At 70.7% G+C, this 21,247-nt stretch carries 22 protein-coding genes; 13 read left to right on the forward strand and 9 right to left on the reverse strand.

The genetic code is table 11. The features are described 5' to 3' along the window. Window positions 1-27: 27 nt before the first annotated feature. Window positions 28-1,080 (reverse strand): quinolinate synthase NadA, encoded by a 1,053-nt coding sequence (nadA, locus tag J2847_RS26520; protein WP_209781782.1) that lies wholly within the window; start codon window positions 1,078-1,080, stop codon window positions 28-30. Window positions 1,081-1,250: 170 nt separating this feature from the next. Between nadA and J2847_RS26525 the strand changes: the two genes are divergently transcribed. Then, window positions 1,251-1,442, forward strand: a complete 192-nt coding sequence (locus tag J2847_RS26525) for a hypothetical protein (protein ID WP_209781783.1) — start codon at window positions 1,251-1,253, stop codon at window positions 1,440-1,442. 33 nt (window positions 1,443-1,475) lie between these two features. Here J2847_RS26525 and J2847_RS26530 read toward each other — a convergent pair whose 3' ends face one another. Next, entirely contained in the window at window positions 1,476-2,465 is a 990-nt protein-coding gene (locus tag J2847_RS26530; protein ID WP_209781784.1) for a BMP family lipoprotein, read from the reverse strand. A 241-nt stretch (window positions 2,466-2,706) separates the two neighbouring features. Between J2847_RS26530 and J2847_RS26535 the strand changes: the two genes are divergently transcribed. The 3 genes from J2847_RS26535 (at window position 2,707) to J2847_RS26545 (ending at window position 5,377) form a co-directional block, all read left to right on the forward strand. Then, the gene (locus J2847_RS26535) at window positions 2,707-3,933 is read left to right on the forward strand and encodes a Bcr/CflA family multidrug efflux MFS transporter (RefSeq protein WP_209781785.1); all 1,227 of its coding nucleotides are present in this window, start codon (window positions 2,707-2,709) and stop codon (window positions 3,931-3,933) included. A gap of 112 nt (window positions 3,934-4,045) precedes the next feature. Beyond that, complete coding sequence (locus J2847_RS26540) at window positions 4,046-5,068, forward strand: ABC transporter substrate-binding protein (protein ID WP_209781786.1); 1,023 nt, start codon at window positions 4,046-4,048, stop codon at window positions 5,066-5,068. A 3-nt stretch (window positions 5,069-5,071) separates the two neighbouring features. Next, the gene (locus J2847_RS26545; RefSeq protein WP_209781787.1) at window positions 5,072-5,377 is read left to right on the forward strand and encodes a hypothetical protein; all 306 of its coding nucleotides are present in this window, start codon (window positions 5,072-5,074) and stop codon (window positions 5,375-5,377) included. Between the two features lie 10 nt (window positions 5,378-5,387). Here the strand turns inward: J2847_RS26545 and J2847_RS26550 are convergent, their stop codons facing one another. Further along, window positions 5,388-6,368: an endonuclease/exonuclease/phosphatase family protein gene (locus tag J2847_RS26550; protein WP_209781788.1), complete on the reverse strand. Its 981-nt coding sequence runs from the start codon at window positions 6,366-6,368 to the stop codon at window positions 5,388-5,390. Window positions 6,369-6,406: 38 nt separating this feature from the next. Then, the gene (locus tag J2847_RS26555; protein WP_209781789.1) at window positions 6,407-7,060 is read right to left on the reverse strand and encodes a chemotaxis protein; all 654 of its coding nucleotides are present in this window, start codon (window positions 7,058-7,060) and stop codon (window positions 6,407-6,409) included. Window positions 7,061-7,456: 396 nt separating this feature from the next. On the opposite strand from J2847_RS26555, the gene J2847_RS26560 reads away from it, so the two are divergent. Next, on the forward strand, window positions 7,457-9,289 hold the full coding sequence (locus tag J2847_RS26560; protein WP_209781790.1) for an FHA domain-containing protein: 1,833 nt from the start codon (window positions 7,457-7,459) through the stop codon (window positions 9,287-9,289). Here J2847_RS26560 and J2847_RS26565 read toward each other — a convergent pair. Continuing rightward, the gene (locus J2847_RS26565; protein WP_209781791.1) at window positions 9,273-10,046 is read right to left on the reverse strand and encodes a 4'-phosphopantetheinyl transferase family protein; all 774 of its coding nucleotides are present in this window, start codon (window positions 10,044-10,046) and stop codon (window positions 9,273-9,275) included. The two genes, J2847_RS26560 and J2847_RS26565, sit on opposite strands and share 17 nt — an antisense overlap. Window positions 10,047-10,138: 92 nt before the next feature. On the opposite strand from J2847_RS26565, the gene J2847_RS26570 reads away from it, so the two are divergent. From J2847_RS26570 to J2847_RS26590, 5 genes are all read left to right on the forward strand, one after another. Further along, entirely contained in the window at window positions 10,139-11,119 is a 981-nt protein-coding gene (locus tag J2847_RS26570; protein WP_209781792.1) for a phosphoribosylaminoimidazolesuccinocarboxamide synthase, read from the forward strand. A gap of 221 nt (window positions 11,120-11,340) precedes the next feature. Further along, a complete protein-coding gene (locus tag J2847_RS26575) occupies window positions 11,341-12,300 on the forward strand; it encodes a D-2-hydroxyacid dehydrogenase family protein (RefSeq protein WP_209781793.1) in 960 nt (319 codons plus the stop codon). 23 nt (window positions 12,301-12,323) lie between these two features. Then, window positions 12,324-13,124: a phosphatase PAP2 family protein gene (locus J2847_RS26580; RefSeq protein WP_209781794.1), complete on the forward strand. Its 801-nt coding sequence runs from the start codon at window positions 12,324-12,326 to the stop codon at window positions 13,122-13,124. Window positions 13,125-13,208: 84 nt separating this feature from the next. Then, window positions 13,209-13,778, forward strand: coding sequence for a hypothetical protein (locus J2847_RS26585; protein WP_209781795.1), 570 nt, complete (start codon window positions 13,209-13,211; stop codon window positions 13,776-13,778). A gap of 23 nt (window positions 13,779-13,801) precedes the next feature. Continuing rightward, window positions 13,802-14,200: a hypothetical protein gene (locus tag J2847_RS26590; RefSeq protein ID WP_209781796.1), complete on the forward strand. Its 399-nt coding sequence runs from the start codon at window positions 13,802-13,804 to the stop codon at window positions 14,198-14,200. Between the two features lie 227 nt (window positions 14,201-14,427). Here J2847_RS26590 and J2847_RS26595 read toward each other — a convergent pair whose 3' ends face one another. The 3 genes from J2847_RS26595 to J2847_RS26605 form a co-directional block, all read right to left on the reverse strand. After that, entirely contained in the window at window positions 14,428-15,021 is a 594-nt protein-coding gene (locus J2847_RS26595) for a hypothetical protein (RefSeq protein ID WP_209781797.1), read from the reverse strand. Between the two features lie 85 nt (window positions 15,022-15,106). After that, the gene (locus J2847_RS26600) at window positions 15,107-15,337 is read right to left on the reverse strand and encodes a hypothetical protein (protein WP_209781798.1); all 231 of its coding nucleotides are present in this window, start codon (window positions 15,335-15,337) and stop codon (window positions 15,107-15,109) included. A 145-nt stretch (window positions 15,338-15,482) separates the two neighbouring features. Further along, window positions 15,483-16,472: a LysR family transcriptional regulator gene (locus tag J2847_RS26605; RefSeq protein ID WP_233474803.1), complete on the reverse strand. Its 990-nt coding sequence runs from the start codon at window positions 16,470-16,472 to the stop codon at window positions 15,483-15,485. A 112-nt stretch (window positions 16,473-16,584) separates the two neighbouring features. On the opposite strand from J2847_RS26605, the gene J2847_RS26610 reads away from it, so the two are divergent. Together J2847_RS26610 and J2847_RS26615 are read left to right on the forward strand one after the other, a co-directional pair. Then, complete coding sequence (locus J2847_RS26610; protein ID WP_209781799.1) at window positions 16,585-17,757, forward strand: mandelate racemase/muconate lactonizing enzyme family protein; 1,173 nt, start codon at window positions 16,585-16,587, stop codon at window positions 17,755-17,757. Between the two features lie 545 nt (window positions 17,758-18,302). Further along, a complete protein-coding gene (locus tag J2847_RS26615; protein WP_209781800.1) occupies window positions 18,303-18,851 on the forward strand; it encodes a carbonic anhydrase in 549 nt (182 codons plus the stop codon). A gap of 72 nt (window positions 18,852-18,923) precedes the next feature. Here J2847_RS26615 and J2847_RS26620 read toward each other — a convergent pair whose 3' ends face one another. After that, window positions 18,924-20,327 carry an aminotransferase-like domain-containing protein gene (locus tag J2847_RS26620; RefSeq protein WP_209781801.1) on the reverse strand — a complete coding sequence of 468 codons (1,404 nt, stop codon included), beginning with the start codon at window positions 20,325-20,327 and terminating at the stop codon, window positions 18,924-18,926. Window positions 20,328-20,520: 193 nt separating this feature from the next. Here J2847_RS26620 and J2847_RS26625 point away from each other — a divergent pair, with 193 nt between their 5' ends. Beyond that, window positions 20,521-21,240 carry a response regulator gene (locus J2847_RS26625; protein ID WP_233474804.1) on the forward strand — a complete coding sequence of 240 codons (720 nt, stop codon included), beginning with the start codon at window positions 20,521-20,523 and terminating at the stop codon, window positions 21,238-21,240. Window positions 21,241-21,247 lie beyond the last annotated feature (7 nt).

Consider the following 21,247-nt stretch of genomic DNA (forward strand, 5'->3'; position numbering starts at 1 on the left):
CGTCCGGGGCGGGCGAGGGCTCGAAGCTCACCGCGGCTTGACCGCCAGCATCCGTTCCACCGAGCGGCGGGCGCGGTCGGCCAGCTCCGGGGCGATCTCGACGCGCGGCTCCAGCGTTTGCAGCGAGTCCAGGATGCCGGCCAGCGTGACCGTCTTCATGTGCGGGCACAGGTTGCAGGGGCGCACGAACTCGGTGTCGGGCGAGGCGGCGGCGACGTTGTCGCTCATCGAGCATTCGGTGACCATCAGGACGCGCGGCGGCTTCTCCCCGGCCACGAAATCGATCATCCGGGCGGTCGAGCCGACGAAATCGGCGGCGGCCAGCACGTCGGGCGGGCATTCCGGGTGGGCGATCACCGTCAGCCGGTCGAAGCGCCGGCGGAACTCGTCGATCTCGGCGCCGGTGAAGCGCTCGTGGACCTCGCAATGGCCCTTCCAGGCGATGATCTCGACCTTGGTCTGGGTGGCGACGTACTTCGCCAGATACTCGTCGGGCAGGAACAGCACGCGGTCGACGCCGAGCGATTCCACCACCTCCACCGCGTTGCCGGAGGTGCAGCAGATGTCGACCTCGGCCTTCACCTCGGCCGAGGTGTTGACGTAGGCGACGACCGGCACGCCGGGATGCGCCTCGCGCAGCAGCCGCACGTCGGCGGCGGTGATCGAGTCGGCCAGCGAGCAGCCGGCGTTGCGGCTGGGGATCAGCACCGTCTTGGACGGATTCAGCAGCTTGGCCGTCTCCGCCATGAAATGCACGCCGGCCAGCACGATGACGTCGGCGTCGGTCTGCGTCGCCTTGGCGGCCAGCGCCAGGCTGTCGCCGACGATGTCGGCCACGCCGTGGAAGATCTCCGGCGTCTGGTAGTTGTGGGCGAGGACGACGGCGTTCCGCTCGCGCTTCAGCGCGTTGATGGCGTGGATCAGCGGGGCGTGGAACGGCCATTCGATGGCGGGGACGACGCGCCTCATCCGCTCGTAGATGGGCGCCGTGGCCTCGGCGACGGCGGGGGTGTAGGCGAGGTCGCCGGGGGCGGCGCGGAGGTCGCGGGGCGCTTGGGCGGGGCCGGCGGCGTCGGGCATCGTTCGCTCCAAAATGCTCGTTTCGAGCAAAAGACTATGTGCTCTATCAGAGCATATCAAGGGGAAAAACGCGGAGGCTGGAAACAATCGCCCGGCCCGGCTGTTGTCAGGTCCAGGAGCGTCAGGAGCCCGCGGCGACCGGACCGCGGGTCTTGGAAGGAGAGGTGGGGATGAAAGCCTTCGTCACGGCCCTGGCGGCCATCGTCGTGCTGGCGGCCGGGGCGCGGGTCGTGCTGCCGGAACTGCTGGACCGTTCGGCGGACGAGGCCTTTGCCGCTTCAAGCGTGCGCGTCGGCGAGGAGGCGTCGATCGCCCATCGCGACTTCACCGGCAGGGAAGGGCGTTCGAAGGCGGAGCGCTGATGGATTCCGGTGACGGCCGGAAGGGCGCGGGATTCAGCTTCCGTCGGCGACCGGGATGCGGCCGGCGATGATGGCGCGGCGCGCCTCCTCCGCCTGGGCCAGCATGGCCGGGGTCAGAAGCTCGCGGTTGTTCACGTCGACGGCGTAATCGACGGCGCCGTCCGCCAGGCCCAGCGCCCGGCCGCCGGCGCTCCAGACGCCCTGCCGGCCGGCCTGGAAACTGGCCTCCACCGCCAGATCGACCCGTTTCAGCATCGAGGTCAGGATGGTGCCGGGATAGAGGTGGTTCTGGTTGCCGTCGACCCCGATGGCCAGCCGGCCGCCGTCCCTGGCCGCCGCGAAGATGCCGAAATTCGACACTCCGGCCCCGGCGAACACCACGTCGGCGTCACGCTGGAACTGGGCGCGGGCGACCTCCGCCCCGTTCGTCGGGTCGTTGAAGGCGGCGGGCGTGGTGCCGACGAAATTGACCAGAACCTTCACGTCGCCGCGCGCGTGGCGGGCGCCCTGCTCGAACCCGGCGGCGAACTTGCGCAGCAGCGGGATGTCGAGGGCGCCGATGAAGCCGACCGTTCCCGTCTTCGAGGCCAGCGCCGCCAGAACCCCGACCAGGAAGGCGCCCTCCTGTTCCTTGAAGGTGACGCAGCGGATGTTCGGCCCCTCCGCCACCCCGTCGACAAGGGTGAAGCGCACTTGCGGATGGCTCGGGGCCAGGGCGGTGAGCGCCGTCGCGTAGTAGAAGCCGATGGCCGCCACGTCGGTGGCCTTGCGGCGGAGCAGCGACGCCACCGCCTGGTTGAACTGGGCCGGGCTGGCCGGCGCGTATTCGAGGTAGGGGATGCCGGTCGCGGCCTTGAAGCGCTCCGCCCCGAGATGGGCGCCCTCGTTGAAGCTCTTGTCGAACTTCTGCCCGACCGCGTAGACGAGGCCGGGGATGAAGCCCTCGGCCCGAGCCGGGAGGGCGCGCGCGGCGAGGGCGGCGGCACCCAGCGTCAGGACCGAGCGGCGGGAGCAAGCCATCATGGAGCGGCCTTCGGCGGGTTCGGCGGTCAATGTGGAATTCTAGACGCGAAAAGCCTCTGGACGCATAGGTGATTCGCGTGGCGCAACCGTCATGGGCGGTCGCCACCCGCCTGGCCGTTGCCCGTTCGGCAGATCAGCCATGCCGAGACGGGGCTTTGTGAGGTTGCGGAAAAGGCTCAGCCTGAACGCTTCGGACTCCCACCCTTCCGTCCTCCCCCCAAGCATCCAAGCCGGACACACCATGCTCGCGCGCCTTGCCGCCGTCCGTTCCCTGTCGCCTGCGCACAGCCCCTTCTTCATCGCCGCCCTCGGCGTCCTGATGTCCTTCGGTCCGATGGGGACCGACATGTATCTGCCGGGCATGCCGGCGATCGGGGCGGATCTGCGCGCCAGCCAGGGGCAGGTGCAGTGGACCCTGTCGGCCTTCTTCCTGGGCTTCGGCGTCGGGCAGCTCCTGTGGGGGGCGCTGGGCGACCGTTTCGGCCGGCGCGGGCCGGTGGCGACCGGCATCCTGCTCTATGCCGTCGGCTGCGTCGGCTGCTCGCTGACCGGCGACATCGCGCATCTCGCCCTCTGGCGCTTCGTCCAGGCGCTCGGCGCCTGCGCCGGGCCGGTGCTGGTCCGCGCGATGATCCGCGACGTCTTCGAGCGCGACCGCGCGGCGAGCACCCTGTCGATGATGATGCTGGTGATGGGGGCCGCCCCGATCATCGCCCCGCTGATCGGCGGGCAGATCCTGGTCTGGGCCGACTGGCGCTGGATCTTCTGGGCGCAGGCCATCTTCGGCGCCGTCGCCATGCTGGCGCTGTTCACCCTGCCGGAGACGCTGGCGGCCGGCAACCGCACCAGCCTGCGCCCGATGCTGCTGGCGCAATCCTACCGCCGGTTGCTGACCGACCGCGCCTATCTCGGCTACGCGGTGGGGTCGTCCTTCATCTATGCGGGGATGTTCGCCTTCATCTCCGGCTCGCCCTTCGTCTACATCGAGCTGTTCGGGGTGCGGCCGGAGAATTACGGGTATCTGTTCGGAATCAACATCGTCGGCATGATCCTGGTCAACACGGTCAACAGCCGCATCGTCATGCGCTTCGGTTCCGACCGCATCCTGCGGGCCGGCACCGCCCTGTCGGCGGCGAGCGGCCTGCTGCTGGCGGTGGTCGCGCTGGAGGGCTGGGGCGGTCTGTGGGGGCTGGTCGGCTGCCTGTTCCTGTTCATGGCGCTGACCGGGCTGACCAACGCCAACGCGATGGCCGGCGCCATGCAGTCCTTCCCGCAGATGGCGGGCACCGCCTCGGCGCTCGCCGGCATGTTGCAGTTCAGCACGGGAGCGCTGGCGGGCTGGGTGGTGGGTCTGACGGCCGACGGCACGGCGATGCCGATGGCGCTGGTGATCGGCGGTTCCGCCGTCGTCAGTCTGGCGCTGAACCGGTCGCTGGTGCGGCGGGGAGCCGGATCCGCGGCGTTGTAGGAAAACAGACTTCCAGTGTTGTTTCCGGGATGTGTTTTTGTCCGTGACGTGAATTGATTTCCCAAGGCCGCCGTCCTAGGGTGTTTTCCATGGACCACCGGGAAACCAGACGATGCCCTTGAACCGCCGCGCCCTGCTGCTTTCCGCCGCCGCCCTGGCCGGAAGCGCCGCCCTTCCGCACCCGACCCGCGCGGCGACGACGCTGCGGGTCGGCTACATCCCGATCATCCCGATGACCCAGCTCTATGTGCTGTCCGGCGAGGGCTGGGCGAGGGAGGCGGGGCTGGAGCTGGCGACGACCGGCTTCCAGTCGGGGCCGGCGATGATCCAGGCGCTCGCGTCGGGCACGCTCGACGTCGCCTATGTCGGGATCGGTCCGGCGATGATCGCGCGCTCGAAGGGGGTTCCGTTGAAGGTGGTCGCCGCCAACGTGATCGATCAGGTCGCCCTGATCGGCCGCGGCCCGCTCGCCGAGACGGTCGCCGGCGCCGCCAGCCCGGCCGACGGCTTCAGGGCGTTCCGCGCCGCGCAGGGGCGCCCGGCCAAGATCGCCTCGCTGCCCGCCGGCTCGGTGCCCGACCTCGTTCTGCGGCATTGGACGGCGGAGGTCGCCAGGATTCCCGCCGCCGACATCCAGGTGGTCGGCATGGGCGACGAGCAGGTGCAGCAGGCCCTGCTGTCGGGCGCGGTCGACGGCGCCTCGATCCTGGAGCCGACCCTGACCCTGGTGCAGTCCCGCCTGCCCGACGCGCGGATCGTCGCCCGCGCCGGCACGATGTTCCCCGGCCAGCCCGGCGCCGTCCTCGCCGTGACCGAGGCGGCGATCGCCCGCGACCGCGCCGCCGTCGCCGCGCTGGTCAGGCTGCACATCCGCGCCACCGCCTTCGCCAGGGCCAATCCGGACCGCACCGCCGAGCATGTCACCGCCGCCATCGGCAAGGGGCTGATCGAACCGGCGGTGATGCGGGCGGCCCTGACCTCCGAGGCGACGAACTTCGTCGACGATCCCCGCTCCATCGTCGATTCGACCAAGCGCATGCAGGCGTTCCAGCAGGGGCTGGGGCAGATCACCGACCCGGTGGACATCGACGCGCTGTTCGACTTCTCCTTCCACGACGCGGCGAAGGCGGGCTGAGCGATGGCCGGCGTTCCCCTTCGGCTGGTCATCCACGCCCCCACCGCCGCCGCGCTGGAGCGGGCGCGGCGCAACGCCGCCAACCTGCGAAAGGCGCGGCCGGACGGCGCCATCCGCATCGTCGCCAACGCCGAGGCGGTGGCGGCGGCGCTCGACCGGCCCGATCCCGACACCGACCCGCTGCTGCGGCTGTGCGGCAACACGCTGGCCAAGCTGGGGCGGCCGGCGTCGGGCCTGACGGTGGTCGAGGCCGGCGTGCTCGACATCGCCGAGGCGCAGGCCGAGGGCTGGGGCTACATGCGGGCGTGACGGGGAGCCTTCACCCCGGCAGTGCGAAGCTGGCGACCAGCGGGGCGTGGTGGCTCTCGGGCGTCGGCGTGTCGGTCGCCTGGAGAACCTCGTCGCGCAGGGCCTCGTTGTGGATCTCGGCCTCGCGGAACCAGCCGGCCAGCGCCCGCGACACCAGCAGATGGTCGAGCATCACCGGGGTGCCCCCGTGCAGCACCGAGAAGCGGCGCTCCTCGGGAAGCTGCTGTTCCAGCGGGATCAGGGCGCGGGCCGCAAGCTCCTCGTTGCCGGTGAAGTCGGGGTCGGCGCGCAGGATGCGCACGGGGGTCTGCTCCAGCTCGGCGTTGCAGTCGCCGGCCACCACCACCAGCGCGTCGGGATCGGCGTCGAACAGCCGATCCACCGCCAGCCGGGTTTCCAGCGCCTGTCCGGCGCGCTTGACCGAGGCGAGGTAGAAGCCCTCGGCCCAGCCTCCCGCCGTCTTCCAGGTGAAGGCGCCCGCCTTCTGGCCCGGCACCGGAGCGGCCAGCGGCGAGCGCAGATGCAGGTCGAAGACGTGCAGGGCCCGCCCGTCGGGCAGCGTCACCTCGGCGTGCAGGACCGGGCGGTCCCATTCGACCTCCGCCGGGGCGTCCTGCGCCGGGTCGGCGGTGGCGAAGCGGATTTGCGGCGGCCGCACCAGATCGTGGCGCAGCAGGCGCGCCGCCCTGATCGGCCAGCGGCTGACCACCACCGGGTTGTGGCGGTCGGCCGGGGTGGCGCCGTCGCCCGCCGTGACGTGGAAATCCGCGTAGCGCGTGCCCTCCAGCAGCCGGCCGAGCGCCCGCAGGACGCGCGGCTCGCTCTTCACCGGGTGCTGGGCGTCGACCTCCTGAAGGCAGAGGATGTCGGCGGCCAGCCGCTCCAGCTGGGGCCGCAGGGTGGCGATCCGCGCCTCGAAGGGCGGATCGGCGGTGTCGTCGTCGAGATTCTCCAGATTGAAGCTGGCGATGCGGAACAGGGTTTCGGCCATGTCGGTCTCTCCACGACGCCTCCGTGAGGCACCCCCGGTCAGAACAGCTCGACCTCGCCCTCGATCTCGCTGCGGCGCAGATGTTCGATGAAGGAGGATTCGCTGCGGGCGACGTCGCGCAGGGTCTCGCCGCCGATCAGCCGGCGCTGGCTGCGCCCGGTGGTCGGGAAGAAGCGCACCGCGCGCGGGGTGGAGCCGCCGACGTCCCAGCTCAGGGTCGGGATGCCTTCGGTGGCCAGATACTCCATGACGAACTCGACGTTGCGCTCGCCGATGTTGGAGCCGGGCAGGGTCATCAGGTTGACGTTGGCGCCGCCGAAGATCTTGGCGCGCAGCCGTTCGCGCCGCGCCGTCGCCGAGAGCAGGCGGTTGATGAGCTGCTCCATCGCGGCGCTGCCGTAGCGCGACGCCAGCGACAGCGTGTCGAGCCCGGCGTCGGGCAGCAGGAAATGGTTCATGCCGCCGATCCCCGCCACCGGGTCGTAGAGGCAGGCGGCGACGCAGGAGCCGAGCGTGGTGGTCACGATCACCTTGGGATCGTCGCTGACCACGCAGCCGCCGACGACGATGTTGACGATCTCGGCGCCCAGCCGGTGGTCGTGGTAGCGGTTGGCGGCGATGTCCTGCCGTTCCAGGGATCGCCGCAGGAAACTGCGCGCGGGGTGTGACGTCCGGGACGGGTCGGGCGGCATCGGGGCAACGGTCCTCGGCTTCGGCGGTCTGATGAAGGCAGGCGGGTTCGGTGAGTGTCGACATCAACCTATGGCGGAACGGCGTCTTTGCCAATCCAGGTTATTCCCGGATCTGAATCATGGATATACTCAAGCCCCGTTCCGGCTGCGGCGGGAGAATTTACACCCGCCAATGTTGTATTTCCTGTCCATCCGCCGGCATTTTTCTTGCGCCGGCTTCTCGCCCCGGGCGGCGGCGGCGGGTGGCGTCGCGTTTCCGATGCGCCGCCCCGGGCCGGAACTGGGACGGAGACTTGCCGTCGCTTCATCCGGCGTGCCATAAAGTTTCAAAGGATATGGCGCTGGAAAACGGGGCAGGGAACGTAGCCGGAGTGCCACGCCGGCCGAGGGGGCGCTATGGCGATGTCCAAACGGCGCGAGACGCGCTTCGAGGTGGTGGTCGAGCAGGGCGGAAAACCCAACATCGACGGCGTCTTCGACGATGAGAAGGCCGCGACGGAACGCGCGAACTATCTGCTGCGGCTCGCGAAATTCCCGGTGGTCCGCATCGTCCGCGTCAATGGCGCCGGCCGGGAGGAAACCATCTTCCAGAAGGCATCGGCCGGCGGCGAGAGGCTGACGACGATCTCGCCGATCAGCGAGGCCAATCTCTGCACCGACGTTCTCCAGGTCTTTTCGTTCGACAGCCGGATGACCCTGCTGCGGCTGCTGCGCGGCTATTGGGACGACCAGGGCGTCATCCCGGCGGAGCAGCTCCACCGCTATTACCCGCTGCGCCATTTCGAGCGCGAGGCGTTGCTGTTCAACCCGGCGGTCAGCCGGTTGGCGACCCTCCAGGCACCGATGGCCGGGCAGAAGCCGCAGGATCGCCACGACCAGCTCCTGCGCCTGTTCACGGCGCTGAAGGCGTTGGCCCAGCAGGGCGACAGCCTCGCCCCCTACGACCAGGCGCTGGCGCGCGGCGGCGTCGGCGGGCTGCTGGCGGCGCTGGTCGGCCGCCCGCCGGAGGAGCGTGACCGCATCGTCACCCACGCCGTGGGCGCGCTGCTGGAGCCGCACCGCGAATGGGGCGCCAAGACCGCCGCCATCCTGCGCCTGCACCAGGAGGGCGACGCCGAGAGCACGCGGTTGGCCGACGAGTTCCTGGCGGAGATCATCGACGGCCGCGAGCCGATCCGCGCCCTGATCGGCTACGCGCCCGATCTCGGTTCGGCGCTGCTGTCGCTGCTGGCGGTGCTGCGCGGCGATCTCGACGACCGTCTGCCCAACACCGATCCGCTTCTGGCCCTGTCCGGCGCGGTCGGCGGCGGCGGCTTCCGCGAGGTGCGCGACGCCCTGCTGCGCCGTGTCCGGGGCGGGCTGGAGGGGCTGAACCCTCTGACCAAGACCGGTCCGGCCAGCGAGGCCAGGGCGTTCCAGGCCATCGCCGACGGCATGGTGTCCTTCGACGGTTTCCTGGGCGGCCCCGGCATCGCGGAGGCGCTGACCAAGCGCGGCAAGACCGTCTGGGGCGTCGGCGGCCAGGATTGTCCGTTCGAGGACACGGTGCTGCGTCTGGCCGGCCGGCTCGACTCGACGGCGGCGCGGCTGGGCTACCTGCTGGATCTCGCGACCGGCGACTATGGCCGGCGCAAGATCAGCTTCCTCATCCAGCGCGTCGCCGACGAGTTCGGCCGGGTGAAGTCGGCCGCCGAGCTGGCGGCGCCCGGCGTCTCGGTCCAGGAGGTCCGCGACGGGCTGGGGCGGCGGCTGCGCGCCGCCGGCATTCCGCGCGCGCTGGCGGAAGGCCTGATCGCCAAGATCGCCGCCATCCCGGACGAGCAGCGGGCGCTGACCCTGCCGCCGGGGCTGCGCCAGAACGAGACGCTGGAGATCCGCGCCCCCCGGCCGGGCCGGCCCGTCGTGACGGTGAGCTACCAGGGGCGCGTTGCGACCCTGGCGGAGGACGGGGCGGAGATCGTCGTCGGCCGCGCGTCGGACTGCGCCATCGTGCTCGACCACGCCTCGGCGTCGCGTCGGCACGCGGCGATCCGCATCCGCGACGGCGCCTGCGTGGTCGAGGATCTCAGCCGCAACGGCACCCGGCTGATGCCGGCCGGCGGCGACACCCGCCTGCTCAAGCAGGGGGAGGAGGCGCCGCTGTCCGGACGGGGCGAGATCGTCATCGGTTCGCTCGACCTCGGCGAACAGCCCGCCCGCATCGGCTGGGAGGTCAGGACGGTGCGCTGACCTGCGGCGCGGCCGCGCCCGTGAAGAGCGCCTCTCCGACCAGCCGGGTTTCGACGGTCCAGCCGGTGCCGTGCGCGGCCACCGCCGCCACCGTGTCGGGCAGGACCCGGCGGTCGAACAGCGACCAGTCCTCCGGCCGGCCGGCGTCGCCGCGCAGGGCCTCGTCGACCGCCAGCACCGCCGCCGGGGCGTCCGGCGTCACCGACACCGCGAACTGGTCGAGCGGCATCGACAGGCCGATTCCCGCCGCCTTGATGAAGGCCTCCTTGCGGGTCCAGGCCAGCAGGAAGCCCTCGTCGCGCCGCTCCGGGGGCAGGGCGCGCAGGGCGGCGTTCTCGGACGCGTGGAAGAAGCGGTCGGCGATGCCGTCGGCGCTCTCGACCTCGCGCAGCCGCTCGATGTCGACGCCGATCCGGCCCTCCGCCGCCACCGCGATGGCCACCGAATCCTCGCTGTCGGCGAGGTTGAAGCTGGGGCCGCCGGGCAGCGAGGGCTTGCCGTGGCTGCCATAGTCGAAGCGCAGGCTTTCCGGCGCCCGGCCGGCGCAGCGCCCGAGCAGGACGCGCAGCAGCCCGCGCCGCAGGATGAAGCGGTTGGTCAGCCGCTCCATGGTGAAGCGCTGGGCCCGTTCGATCTCGTCGTCGCTCAGCAGGGCGCGCAGCGGCGCGAGCCGGCCGTCCAGCGCGCGCAGGTCGGCGAACCACACCCGGATGGTCCGGGGCGGCAGGTCGTAGCCGCCATAGGCCTCGTCATGCATGCGAAGCGTTCCTCCCTTGGAAATTAGCGTCCTGGCTCCCGGCGAGGTTTCGGGTATCATGCCGCCCTCTTGTTCTGCCGGATCCGTGCCCCATGGTTGACACCGCCCTGCTTGCCCCGCACCTGACCAACGTCCTGAAGGACGCCTCCATTCCGGAGCTTCCCAATCATTACCGTGGGAAGGTGCGGGAAAACTACGACCTTCCCGACGGGCGGCGCATTCTGATCACCACCGACCGGCTGTCGGCCTTCGACCGCATCCTGACGGCGCTGCCCTTCAAGGGCCAGGTGCTGACCCAGACCGCCCGCTTCTGGTTCGAGGCGACGAAGGACATCTGCGCCAACCATGTGCTGGAGTATCCCGACCCCAACGTCGTGGTCGCCAAGCGGCTGACCATCATGCCGGTCGAGGTCGTCGTCCGCGACTACATGGCCGGCACCACCGGCACGTCGATCTGGTCGATGTACAAGAAGGGCCGCCGCGAGATGTACGGCCACCGCTTCCCCGACGGGCTGCGCGAGAACCAGAAGCTCGCCGCGCCGATCATCACCCCGACGACCAAGGCCTTCGACGCCGGCCACGACGAGGAGCTGACCGCCGCCGCCATCGTCGAGCAGAAGCTGCTGACCCGCGCCCAGTGGGACGAGGTGTCGGACAAGGCGCTCGCCCTGTTCGCGCGCGGCCAGGCGATGGCGGCGGAGCGCGGCCTGATCCTGGTCGACACCAAGTACGAGTTCGGATTCGACGCGGACGGCAACATCCTGCTGGCCGACGAGATCCACACGCCGGACAGCTCGCGCTACTGGTTCGCCGGCAGCTACCCGGAGCGCTTCGCCGCCGGCGAGCGGCCGGAGAGCTTCGACAAGGATTTCGTGCGGAGCTGGGTGACCGCGCGCTGCGACCCCTACGCCGACGAACTGCCGGAGATCCCCGGCGAGGTGGTGCTCCAGGCCGCCAAGGTCTACATCGAGGCGGGCGAGACCATCACCGGCCGCCCCTTCGAGGTTCCCGCGGAAGCGGTGCCGGTGCTGGAGCGCATCCGCGCGAATCTGGCGCCCTACTTCACGAAGTGACGCGGTTCCGGCGCCTGTCCGACCGGCGGCGCCCCGCCTTCTCCACACGACGTCATGCCCGGCCCCGCGCCGGGCATCCACGGCCGCGAACCGCCGGGACGGGTTCGCCCGTGGATGGTTTGGGGCGGGTCCGGCCATGACGGAAGGGAGAAGGGCGGCGGCCAGGGGGCCGGCCCGCTCCACCCGCACCGATTGGTCTCCCCCTGCACGAGGTCGCGCCGATGTCCCTCTCCGTCGCCATTCTCGATGACTACCAGAACGTCGCCCGCGATCTCGCCGACTGGTCGCGGCTGCCGGCGGGCAGCGGCCTGACCGTGTTCGACCGTCCGCTCGGCGATCTCGACGCGGCGGCGGCGGCGCTGGCGCCCTTCGACGCGCTGGTGATCATGCGGGAGCGCACGCCCTTCCCGGCGGCGCTGGTCGAGCGTTTGCCGAACCTCAGGCTGCTGGTCACCACCGGCATGCGCAACAACGCCATCGACCTCGCCGCCTGCGCGGCGCGCGGCGTGACCGTCTGCGGCACCGGGGCGGTCGGCGCCCCCACCGCCGAGCTGGCCTGGGGCCTGATCCTCGCCCTGGTCAAGCGAATCCCCGCCGAGGACCGGGCGTTGCGCGAGGGACGCTGGCAGACCGGCCTCACCGGCAGCCTGGAGGGCCGGCGGCTCGGGCTCGTCGGGCTCGGCAAGCTCGGCACGCAGGTCGCCCGAGTCGGGCAGGCCTTCGGCATGGAGGTGGCGGCCTGGAGCCCCAACCTCACCGACGAGCGCGCGGCGGCGGCGGGCGCGGCCCGGCTGGAGAAGCGCGACCTGTTCGCCACCGCCGACGTGGTCTCCGTCCATCTGGTGCTGGGCGAGCGGACGCGCGGGGTGATCGGCGCCGACGAGTTCGCCGCCATGAAGCCGACCGCCCTGTTCGTCAACACATCGCGCGCGGGGCTGGTGGACGAGGCGGCGCTGATGGCGGCGCTGCGCGACGGACGCATCGCCGGTGCCGGACTCGACGTTTTTCCCGTCGAGCCTCTTTCGGCGAACAGCCCTTGGCTCGATCTTCCCAACACGGTGCTGACGCCCCATCTGGGCTATGTCACCCAGGACAACTACGCGGTCTATTACCGCGACGCCCTGGAGGACATCCTGGCCTGGAGCGCCGGGACGCCGCGGCGCCTGCTGACGGCGGGATAGACCGACACGCAGGGAGGGCGCCGGTGGGCTGGAAGGATCGGTTGGAAAACGGGTTCTGGGCGCGGCTCGGCCGGCATCAGCTCGGCCTTCTTCTCGGGCTCTCCCTCATCGCCGGCCTTCTCTTCGCCTTCGTCGAACTGGCCGGCGAGGTGGTGGAGGGCGACACGCTCGCCTTCGACAAGGCGCTGCTGCTGGCGATGCGCGACGCGGCCGACCCGGACCAGCCCGGCGGCCCCTGGTGGCTGGCGCGGATGGCGCGGGACCTCACCTCGCTCGGCAGCACGACCATCCTCACCCTGACCACGGTGGCGGCGCTGGGCTTCCTGCTGCTGCTGCGCAAGCGGGCGGCGGCGCTGCTGGTGCTCGTGTCGGTCGGCGGCGGCATGGCGCTGAGTTCGAGCCTGAAGGCGATGATCGGGCGGGCGCGGCCCGATCTGGTGCCGCATGGCGACCTCGTCGTCACCGCCAGCTTCCCCAGCGGCCACGCCATGCTGTCGGCGATCGTCTACCTGACGATCGGCGCCCTGCTGGCCCAGTTCGTCGCCGGGCGGCGGGTGAAGGCCTATCTGCTGGTCTGGGCCATGCTGCTGACCCTGCTGATCGGCGCCAGCCGGGTCTATCTGGCGGTCCATTGGCCGACTGACGTGCTGGCCGGCTGGTGCATCGGCGCCGCCTGGGCGGCGCTGTGCTGGATCGTCGCCGAATGGCTGCAACGGCGGGGCGCCGTCGAGCAGGACCGGGGCCATGAGAGCGCGGAGGGAGATGAGTCGACGGGCCGGGCGCGGCCCGTCCTGTCGGTCAAGAACGCCTCGTCGGGAAGATAGAACCCGGCCCCCCGCTGCAAAGATGGGTTGAACGGCGATCCGTGCCTGTCGATACTGCGTCCACGAACAACCGGCCCCCCATCGATGGCTTCCGCGACACTCGACCACCACACCTTGGAAGCCATCGCCGTGCTTGCCCGCGCCGTCGAGCGCGAGCGGGTTCCCGGCGTCCTGGAGTTCCGCCTGCTGACCAACGCCTTGAACCGCGCCGCCGATTCCCGGTCGGAGCGGGAGTTGAACGAGGCCGCCCGCGTCTTCAAGACCCTGGAGCCGGAACTGCGGGTGCGCATCGTCGAGCGCGCCAAGGCGGAGGCTCACGCACAGGTTCGCGCCGGCCGCGCCGACGCCACGACCCTGGAAATTCCAGCCCTGGATCTGTCGGCGCTCGACACGCCGGCGCCTTCCGCCCGGCCGACGGTCAGGACGGTGAAGGCGGCGGGCTCCAGTTTTCTCGCCGCGCTCAACGGGTTGCGGCCCACGGGTGTGAAGAGCGGCCCGAAGGTGGCCGGCGGCGCGGCGCCCGACAGCCGGGACGCCGCGAAGGATCGCCTGAGGGCGGCGGTCGAAACCCAGCGGGCGCTTCCCGAAACCGCCCCGGATGTGGGATACGACAGGGGGCTTCGCCCCGGCGTGCGGCTGCCCCGCGCGACCTGACCTTAAGTCGGGAGACAATCATTTTGACCACCACAGCCGCCAGCTTCCGTGTCGGCGACCGCGTGACCATCCACAGCGGACAGTCCGGCCCGCAATCCATCGCGACGGTGGAGCGCTACACCCATGACAATCGCTGCATGGTGTTGTCCGACGGAACCGAATGGCGGGCCGACGGCCGGCGGCAATGGGGTTTTCGCGGCAGCTTCTACAAGGGGCCGGTGGTCGAGCCCATCCGGGACGGTGACGAGGATCACGTCGTCAAGCGCCGCAGCATCGGCGCCCTGCGCAAGTTCGCCGACAGCCTGACCATGGAGTCGCCGATCTCGGCCGCCGCGCTGCGCCGCATTCTGGAGGTTGTCGAGCAGGAAAAGGCCGCCATCGCGGCATCCGAGCAGCCCTCCGAGGGGGCCACGCGGGGGTGAGCGGTCGCACGGCCGGGTTTTTTTCCGGGCCGACTCAGAGCGCCGAACAGAATTCCGTTTTCGCCATCGGTGCCCAATGGAACCGTCCTCCCCGCGAAGGCGGGGATCCAGGCTTTTCCCATGGGTTCCGCTCGGATAACTCTGGATCCCCGCCTTCGCGGGGATGACGAGTCCAGAGACGACCCAAGCTTCTGTCAGGCGCTCTTATGCAGAGCCGGGCGGTTCGCCTACACCGTCACCGAAACCAGACCGCCCGGCGAGGCCGTTCCCCCGCCGCCTCCCGCCAGCGGCGGCGGGACGGCGCCGGAAGCCGCAGGACCGGGGGCGGAGCCGCCGGTCCCGGAGATTCCCAGGCTGGCGCCGGCGGAAGCGGACGCACCGAACGAGGCGAAGGATATTCCGCGGCTCGCCGCCGTGCCGGTTCCCGTGCCTCCAGTCCCGAAAGCGGATGCGGCTCCATCGCGGCCCGCCCCTCCCGCATCGGCTGCCCCCGCATTGGTCGCCATGTGGCCGTCGCTCTCGGTGGACGGCGACAGACGGCCGGCGGTGCGGCGGTATTCCTCGACCACGCGCTGGGAGGGGATCTGGTCCTGGGTTTCGCCGGTGTCGATGTCGCGGAACAGCAGAACGGCGACCCGCGCCCCCTGGTCGTAGCGCAGGAAGGGGCTGATGTAGCCGCCGACGCCGCTGGTCTTGGCGCCGGTGATGGCGGGGGAGGGCGAGTCGGACTCCGCCCGGTCGGCGGTTTCCACCACGGCCTCGGGCGTCTGGGAAGCCGCCGGCCGGCTTGCCGATGCGCCGGAAACGCTGCGGATGTCCATCGGTGCCTCCCGCCTTGGCCATTGTGGTGGTTGTCGGTGGTCGCCGCCGGTCCCCGGCAGAGCGCTGGAAACGGATCCCTGCCGATCAGACCGTGATGTTCAGGTTCTGGCCGCGCGTCGGCGTCGTGTTGCCGCCCGAGGAGCCGCTCTGGGTGCTGGTCTGCGCCTCCTGGGTGCGGCGGGTGCGTTCCGCCTCCTCCTCCTGCGCGGTCTCCACGGGGGAGGTCGACCGCTGCGCGGCCGCTGGACCGCTGCTGAGCGGGGTGGTGTAGGGCTGCTGGTAGCCGCCGATACCGCCGATGCCGCTGACGCCCATGATGCTTCCTCCGGCTGCCGGGGCAGCCCTGATTTTTTCAATAGGCAAATTTTGCCCGATCGAAAGGGGAAGCGCCACCGAAATCGACTCCCTGAACGTCGGTTTTCCGGTTTGTCAACCGCCGTTTCACCGGGAACCGCAACGATCACAACTCTTTTTCGGCAACCGGCTCTGGATGGGCAACCGGAGCGCTGTCGGCGGCTGGATCGGCGTTGCGCCACAGCGCCGCCTCCACCGCCAGGGTCCAGAAATTCTCGGCGGCCTTGCTCTGGCGCGAGCGGGGGCGGATCAGGCGGATCTGCACGGGAACGCTCCAGTGCGGTTCCCCGGCCGGCACCAGCGCGCCGCGCCCGAGATCCTCGGCGATCAGGCTTTCCGGCAGCCAGGCCACGCCCCGCCCGTCGCGCGCCAGCGTCCGCAGCACCGCCGCGAGGTGCGAGGTGAACACCGTGTCCAGCACCGCCGGCACCGGCGACGACGCCCGCACCGCCTCCAGGATGCGGCCCATGCCCGATTCGCGGCTGTAGGAGAGATGCGGCAGCGGCGCCGAGTCGCCGCCCGGCAGGCGGTGACGCGGCGCGCCCACGCCGTCGGGAGCGGTCACCGGGACCAGCCGGTCCGACCCGACCACCACCGAGCGGAAGGCGTCGGCGTCGAGTCGTCCGGCGGCGGCCGACTGGGCGTGCGCGTGGCACAGCAGGAATTGCGCCTGCCCGGCCAGCATGATGCGCTCGCAGGCCTCCAGGCTGTCCGACGCCAGCGTGATCGCGCCCAGCCGCGCCCGCGATTCGAGCGTCCGCAGCCAATGCGGGAAGAAGGTCAGCGACAGCGCGTGGGTGGCGGCGAAGCGCAGGGTCGCGGCCTCCGTCTGGGCGGCGAGCCGCGCCTCCTCGCGGCCCTGGAGCAGGCGGCGCGCCGTCTCGTCGGCGAAGGGGCGGAAGCGCCGTCCGGCCTCGGTCAGCGCCACCGGCTGGCCGGCGCGGTCGAACAGGGGCGTTCCCACCCAGTCCTCCAGCGCGCGGATGCGGCGGCTGAAGGCCGGCTGGGTCAGGTGGCGGGCCTCCGCCGCGCGGGAGAAGTTGCCGCTGTCGACCAGCGCCAGGAAATCGTCGAGCCAGGAAAGTTCCATCACCATGCCGAACGGACATAACGCGTTCCGACTCTGGCATTGGCCGGGCGGGGCCGTCCATCCCTAGAGTGTGGCAACTGCCATCACCGCTCTCCACCGCCAGCCCCAGGGAACCGCCATGCGCATCGTCGAGATCCGCGAGAAGACCGCCGGCATCAAGTCCGACATCGCCAACGCCTACATCGACTTCAGCCAGATGACGTGCAGCGTCGTCGCGGTGGTGACCGACGTGGTGCGCGACGGCAAGCCGGTGATCGGCTACGGCTTCAACTCCAACGGGCGCTATGCCGCCGGCGGGCTGCTGCGCGAGCGCTTCATCCCGCGCCTGATGAGCGCGCCGGCCGACAGCCTGCTCGACGAGTCGGGCGGGAACCTCGACCCGTTCCGCATCTGGGCGCGGCTGATGACCAACGAGAAGCCGGGCGGCCATGGCGAGCGCTCGGTCGCCGTCGGCACCATCGACATGGCGGTGTGGGACGCCGTGGCGAAGATCGCCGGCAAGCCGCTCTACCGGCTGCTGGCCGACCGCTACCGCGGCGGGGTGGCCGACGACAGCGTGTGGGTCTACGCGGCCGGCGGCTACTACTACCCCGGCAAGGACACCAAGGCGCTCCAGGACGAGATGCGCAGCTACCGCGACCGTGGCTACAAGGTCGTGAAGATGAAGATCGGCAACGGGCTGGACGAGGATCTGCGCCGCATCGACGCCGTGCTGGAGGTGGTGGGCGAGGGCGCCAACCTCTGCGTCGACGCCAACGGCCGCTTCGACCTGAAGACCGCCGTCGCCTACGCCGAGGCGCTGAAGCCCTATGGCCTGTTCTGGTACGAGGAGGCCGGCGACCCGCTCGACTACGCGCTCCAGGCCGAGCTGGCCAACCATTACGACGGCCCGATGGCGACCGGCGAGAATCTGTTCTCCCACCAGGACGCCCGCAACCTGATCCGCCATGGCGGGATGCGGCCCGACCGCGACTGGTTGCAGTTCGACTGCGCGCTCAGCTACGGGCTCGTCGAGTATTTGCGGACGCTCGACATGCTCGCCGAGCATGGCTGGTCGAGCCGCCGGGTGGTGCCGCACGGCGGCCACCAGATGTCGCTGAACATCGCCGCCGGCCTGCATCTGGGCGGCAACGAATCCTACCCGGACGTCTTCAAGCCCTTCTGCGGCTTCGCCGACGGCATCGCGGTGGAGGACGGGCGCGTCCGCCTGCCCGACCTGCCGGGCGTCGGATTCGAGGCCAAGTCGGAGCTGTTCGCGACGATGAGCGGCCTGCTGGAAACGCAGGGCTGACGGCCCGGCTCTCCAGCCCCCTCCTGTTCGTTTGGGAGAGGGGGATTGACCCAGCGCGCCGCTGTGGCAATCTCTGCCGTGTCGCAACATTTCAGAAAGGAGGTGATCCAATGTCTCATGGAGCAAGTCCGGTCGTTGCCGCCCTGTTCGGTCTCGCCGCTCTCCTGACGGCGGGGATCGCCAACGCGGATTGTTCGCCAAGTCACAGCGCGAGCGCTTCGCCGCCGCCCGCAACCAGCACCACGGGTTCGAGCGGCACCCCGGCGACGAGCAGCACGCCCGGCTGACGACCGGCACGCCGCCATGTCATGAGACGGGCCGTCCCCTCGCGGGGGCGGCCCGTTTCGTTTCGCGGCCGTTCCCCGATCCGCTCCCCCCGCCCCGTTCCGAGCAGCAAGCGTAAACGGGGCTGTTCCGATTGTGTCGCTCTCTCTTAAGTTTTTATTGCTTTTTCGCTTCGTATAAGCCGCGATATTGAAATTTTCCTGCTCCCTGCGATGATGCGACGGGAAGTCACCGACGCGTTGACGGAAGGGGTGTCGAGCATGGATCAAGAGCATGGGCAGGGCTGCTGCCAAGGCGAGCGGAATTCGCGGCGTTCGTTCCTGAAGCTGGCGGCGCTGGGTGCCGGCGTGTCGCTGCTGGCGCCGGTGATGCCGGGCGTGGCGCGGGCCGGCGGCGGCGTCGACACGCTGCTGCTGTCCTGCATGGACTACCGCCTGATGGGGCATGTCGCCAGCTACATGCAGTCGCGCAACCTCCAGGCCAATTACGACCACATCGTGCTGGCCGGCGCCAGCCTGGGCGCCCTGACCGACAAGAAGCCGAGCTGGGGCGAGGCCTTCTGGGACCATGTCGCGGTGGCCAAGGACCTGCACCACATCAAGAAGCTGGTCGTCATGGACCACCGCGACTGCGGCGCCTACAAGGTGTTCCTCGGCCTGGATCTGAAGGGCGACGCGGCCAAGGAAGCCGACGTGCATGGCCAGTATCTGGCCAGGCTGAAGGCGATGGTGACGGAGCGCCACCCGGATCTGGAGGTCGAGCTTCTGCTGATGGGCCTTGACGGGCAGGTCGAGAAGGTCGCCGCCTGATCGCCCGGACAGTCCCCGTCCCGACCCTGGGCGGGGACCGTTCCGTATCCGCCGTTCCGTCCGGCTGTCCGCTCAGACGATGGACATCATCGCCGAGGCCGGCGCCTCCAGCGAATCGGCGATGGCGCGCAGGCCGCGCGCCGCCTCGTCGCGGGTGCCGGGCATGCACAGGCCGACGCGCACCGCGTGCGGCGCGCTGGCCCGGCCGACCGCGAAGGCGTCGGCTCCGGTGACGATCACGCCGCGCCGCCGGGTCTCCAGAACGAAATCCTCGCGCCGCCACGGTTCCGGCAGGACCAGCCAGAGATGCTGCGCCGCCGGGTGGCCGTAGACCGTCTCCACCGGCAGGATCGAGCGGGCGAGGCGCTGTCGGGCCAGATCCTCGACGCGCTGCGTTTCGGCGACGCGGTCGGCGGTGCCGTCCTGGATCCAGCGCGACGCCACCTCCGCCGGCAGGGTGGGGGCGGAGTATTGCAGCGATCGGATCGCCGCCTCGACGCGCGGCTGTAGATCGGGCGGGACCACCGCGTAGCCGATCCGCAGGCCGGCCGACACGCTTTTCGACAGGCTGGTCACATAGATGGTGATGTCCGGCGCGATGGTCTGGATCGGCATCGCGTCGGGCACCATGAAGCCGAACACGTCGTCCTCGATCAGAATGACGCCATAGCGCCGCGCGATCGCCGCGATCTCGGCCCGGCGCGCCTGCGGCATCACCACGGCGGTCGGATTATGGATGGTCGGCACCAGATACAGCGCCTTCGGCCCCAACCGGCGGCAGGCGCTGTCGAAGGCGTCGGGCATGATCCCGTGCTCGTCGAGGGCGACGCCTTCCAGATGGTAGCCGAGGGTTCCGGCCAGGGTCTTGAAGCCGATGTTGGTCAGCCGCTCGGCGAGGATGACGTCGCCCGGCCGCGCCACGGCGGCGAGCGCCACCGCCATGGCGTTCTGCGCTCCGGTGGTCATCAGGACCGAACCGGCGGTCGTCGACACCCGGTGCTGACGTTCCAGCCACGCCGCTCCGGCGGCCCGGTGGTGGGGCAGGCCGGCGTGCGGCGCGTAGCCCAGCAGGTCAGCCGCCTGTCCCGACGCGGCGATGGCGTTCAGCGTTGTGCCCAGGGACTGGACGGCGACCGCGTGCTCGGGCCGGATCGTCGTCATGTTGATCGGCCCCGTCCCGCCGGGAACGGACGGGGGAGTCCAGCTCAGCGGCAACGGAGCGGCGGGCGGCCGCTGTCCCTGCACGAAGGTGCCGCGCCCGACCTCGCCGCCGATCAGGCTGCGCTTTTCCGCCTCGGCGTAGGCGCGGGTGACGGTGCCGACGGTGACGCCAAGCCGGAAAGCGAGGTCGCGGTGGGTCGGCAGCCGGGTGCCCACGGCGAGCGAGCCGTCCGCGATGCCCTCGGCGAGCGCGTCGGCGATGGCGCGGTACAGCGGGCCGCTGCGGCCGTTCAGATCCGGTGTCCAACTTGTCATGGATACAAAGATGACATTCTCCGCCCGAATTGTCCAGTGGGGCGGAATTGTCACCATGCGGAACAGCGCCGGACGCCGACAATCCGTCCCGCCTTGCGGAGGACACGAACGGGTTGTGCCGGCACCGGCGACCCGATAATTTCTCAGCCGGGCCACCGGCGCCCGGCCATCGGCGCCGGACCCCCGGCCGGCCATGCCGCAGCCGTGGGGGACGATGCACACGATCGCCGTTGTCGACGACGACCCCATCACCCGCGAAACCCTGAAATCCTATCTGGAGGGCGAGGGCTACCGCGTGATGCTGGCCCGCGACGGCGACCAGTTGTCGGCCCTGCTGGCGCGCGGGCGGATCGACCTGCTGCTGCTCGACATCCGTCTGCCCGGCAAGGACGGGCTGATGGTGACGCGCGAGCTGCGGGCGAGTTCCAACATCGGCATCATTCTGATCACCGGCCGCTCCGACCGGATGGACCGCATCGTCGGGCTGGAACTGGGCGCCGACGATTACATCACCAAGCCGTTCGAGCCGCGCGAGATCCTGGCCCGCACCCGCAGCCTGCTGCGCCGTGTCGCCGCCAAGCCGGCCGCGGCGCCCACCGGCCGGGTGAAGCGGTTCGAGGGGTGGGAACTGCACCTCGACAAGCGGCGCCTGCGCGACCCGGCGGGGGAGGAGATGCGCCTGACCTCGGCCGAGTTCGAACTTCTGGCCGCCTTCGTCGGGAATCCCGGCCGGGTCCTGACCCGCGACGACCTGCTGGATCTGACCCTGCGCGGCGACAGCGTGCCCTACGACCGCTCCATCGACCGTCTGGTCCGCCGCCTGCGCCGGGTCGTCGAGCCCGATCCGGCGGAACCGACGCGGATCGTGACGGTCCACGGCATGGGGTATCTGTTCCAGGCCGAGGTGGAGTAGCGCACGC

Origin of the sequence: Azospirillum agricola, assembly GCF_017876095.1 — a bacterium.
GTDB lineage: Bacteria > Pseudomonadota > Alphaproteobacteria > Azospirillales > Azospirillaceae > Azospirillum > Azospirillum agricola.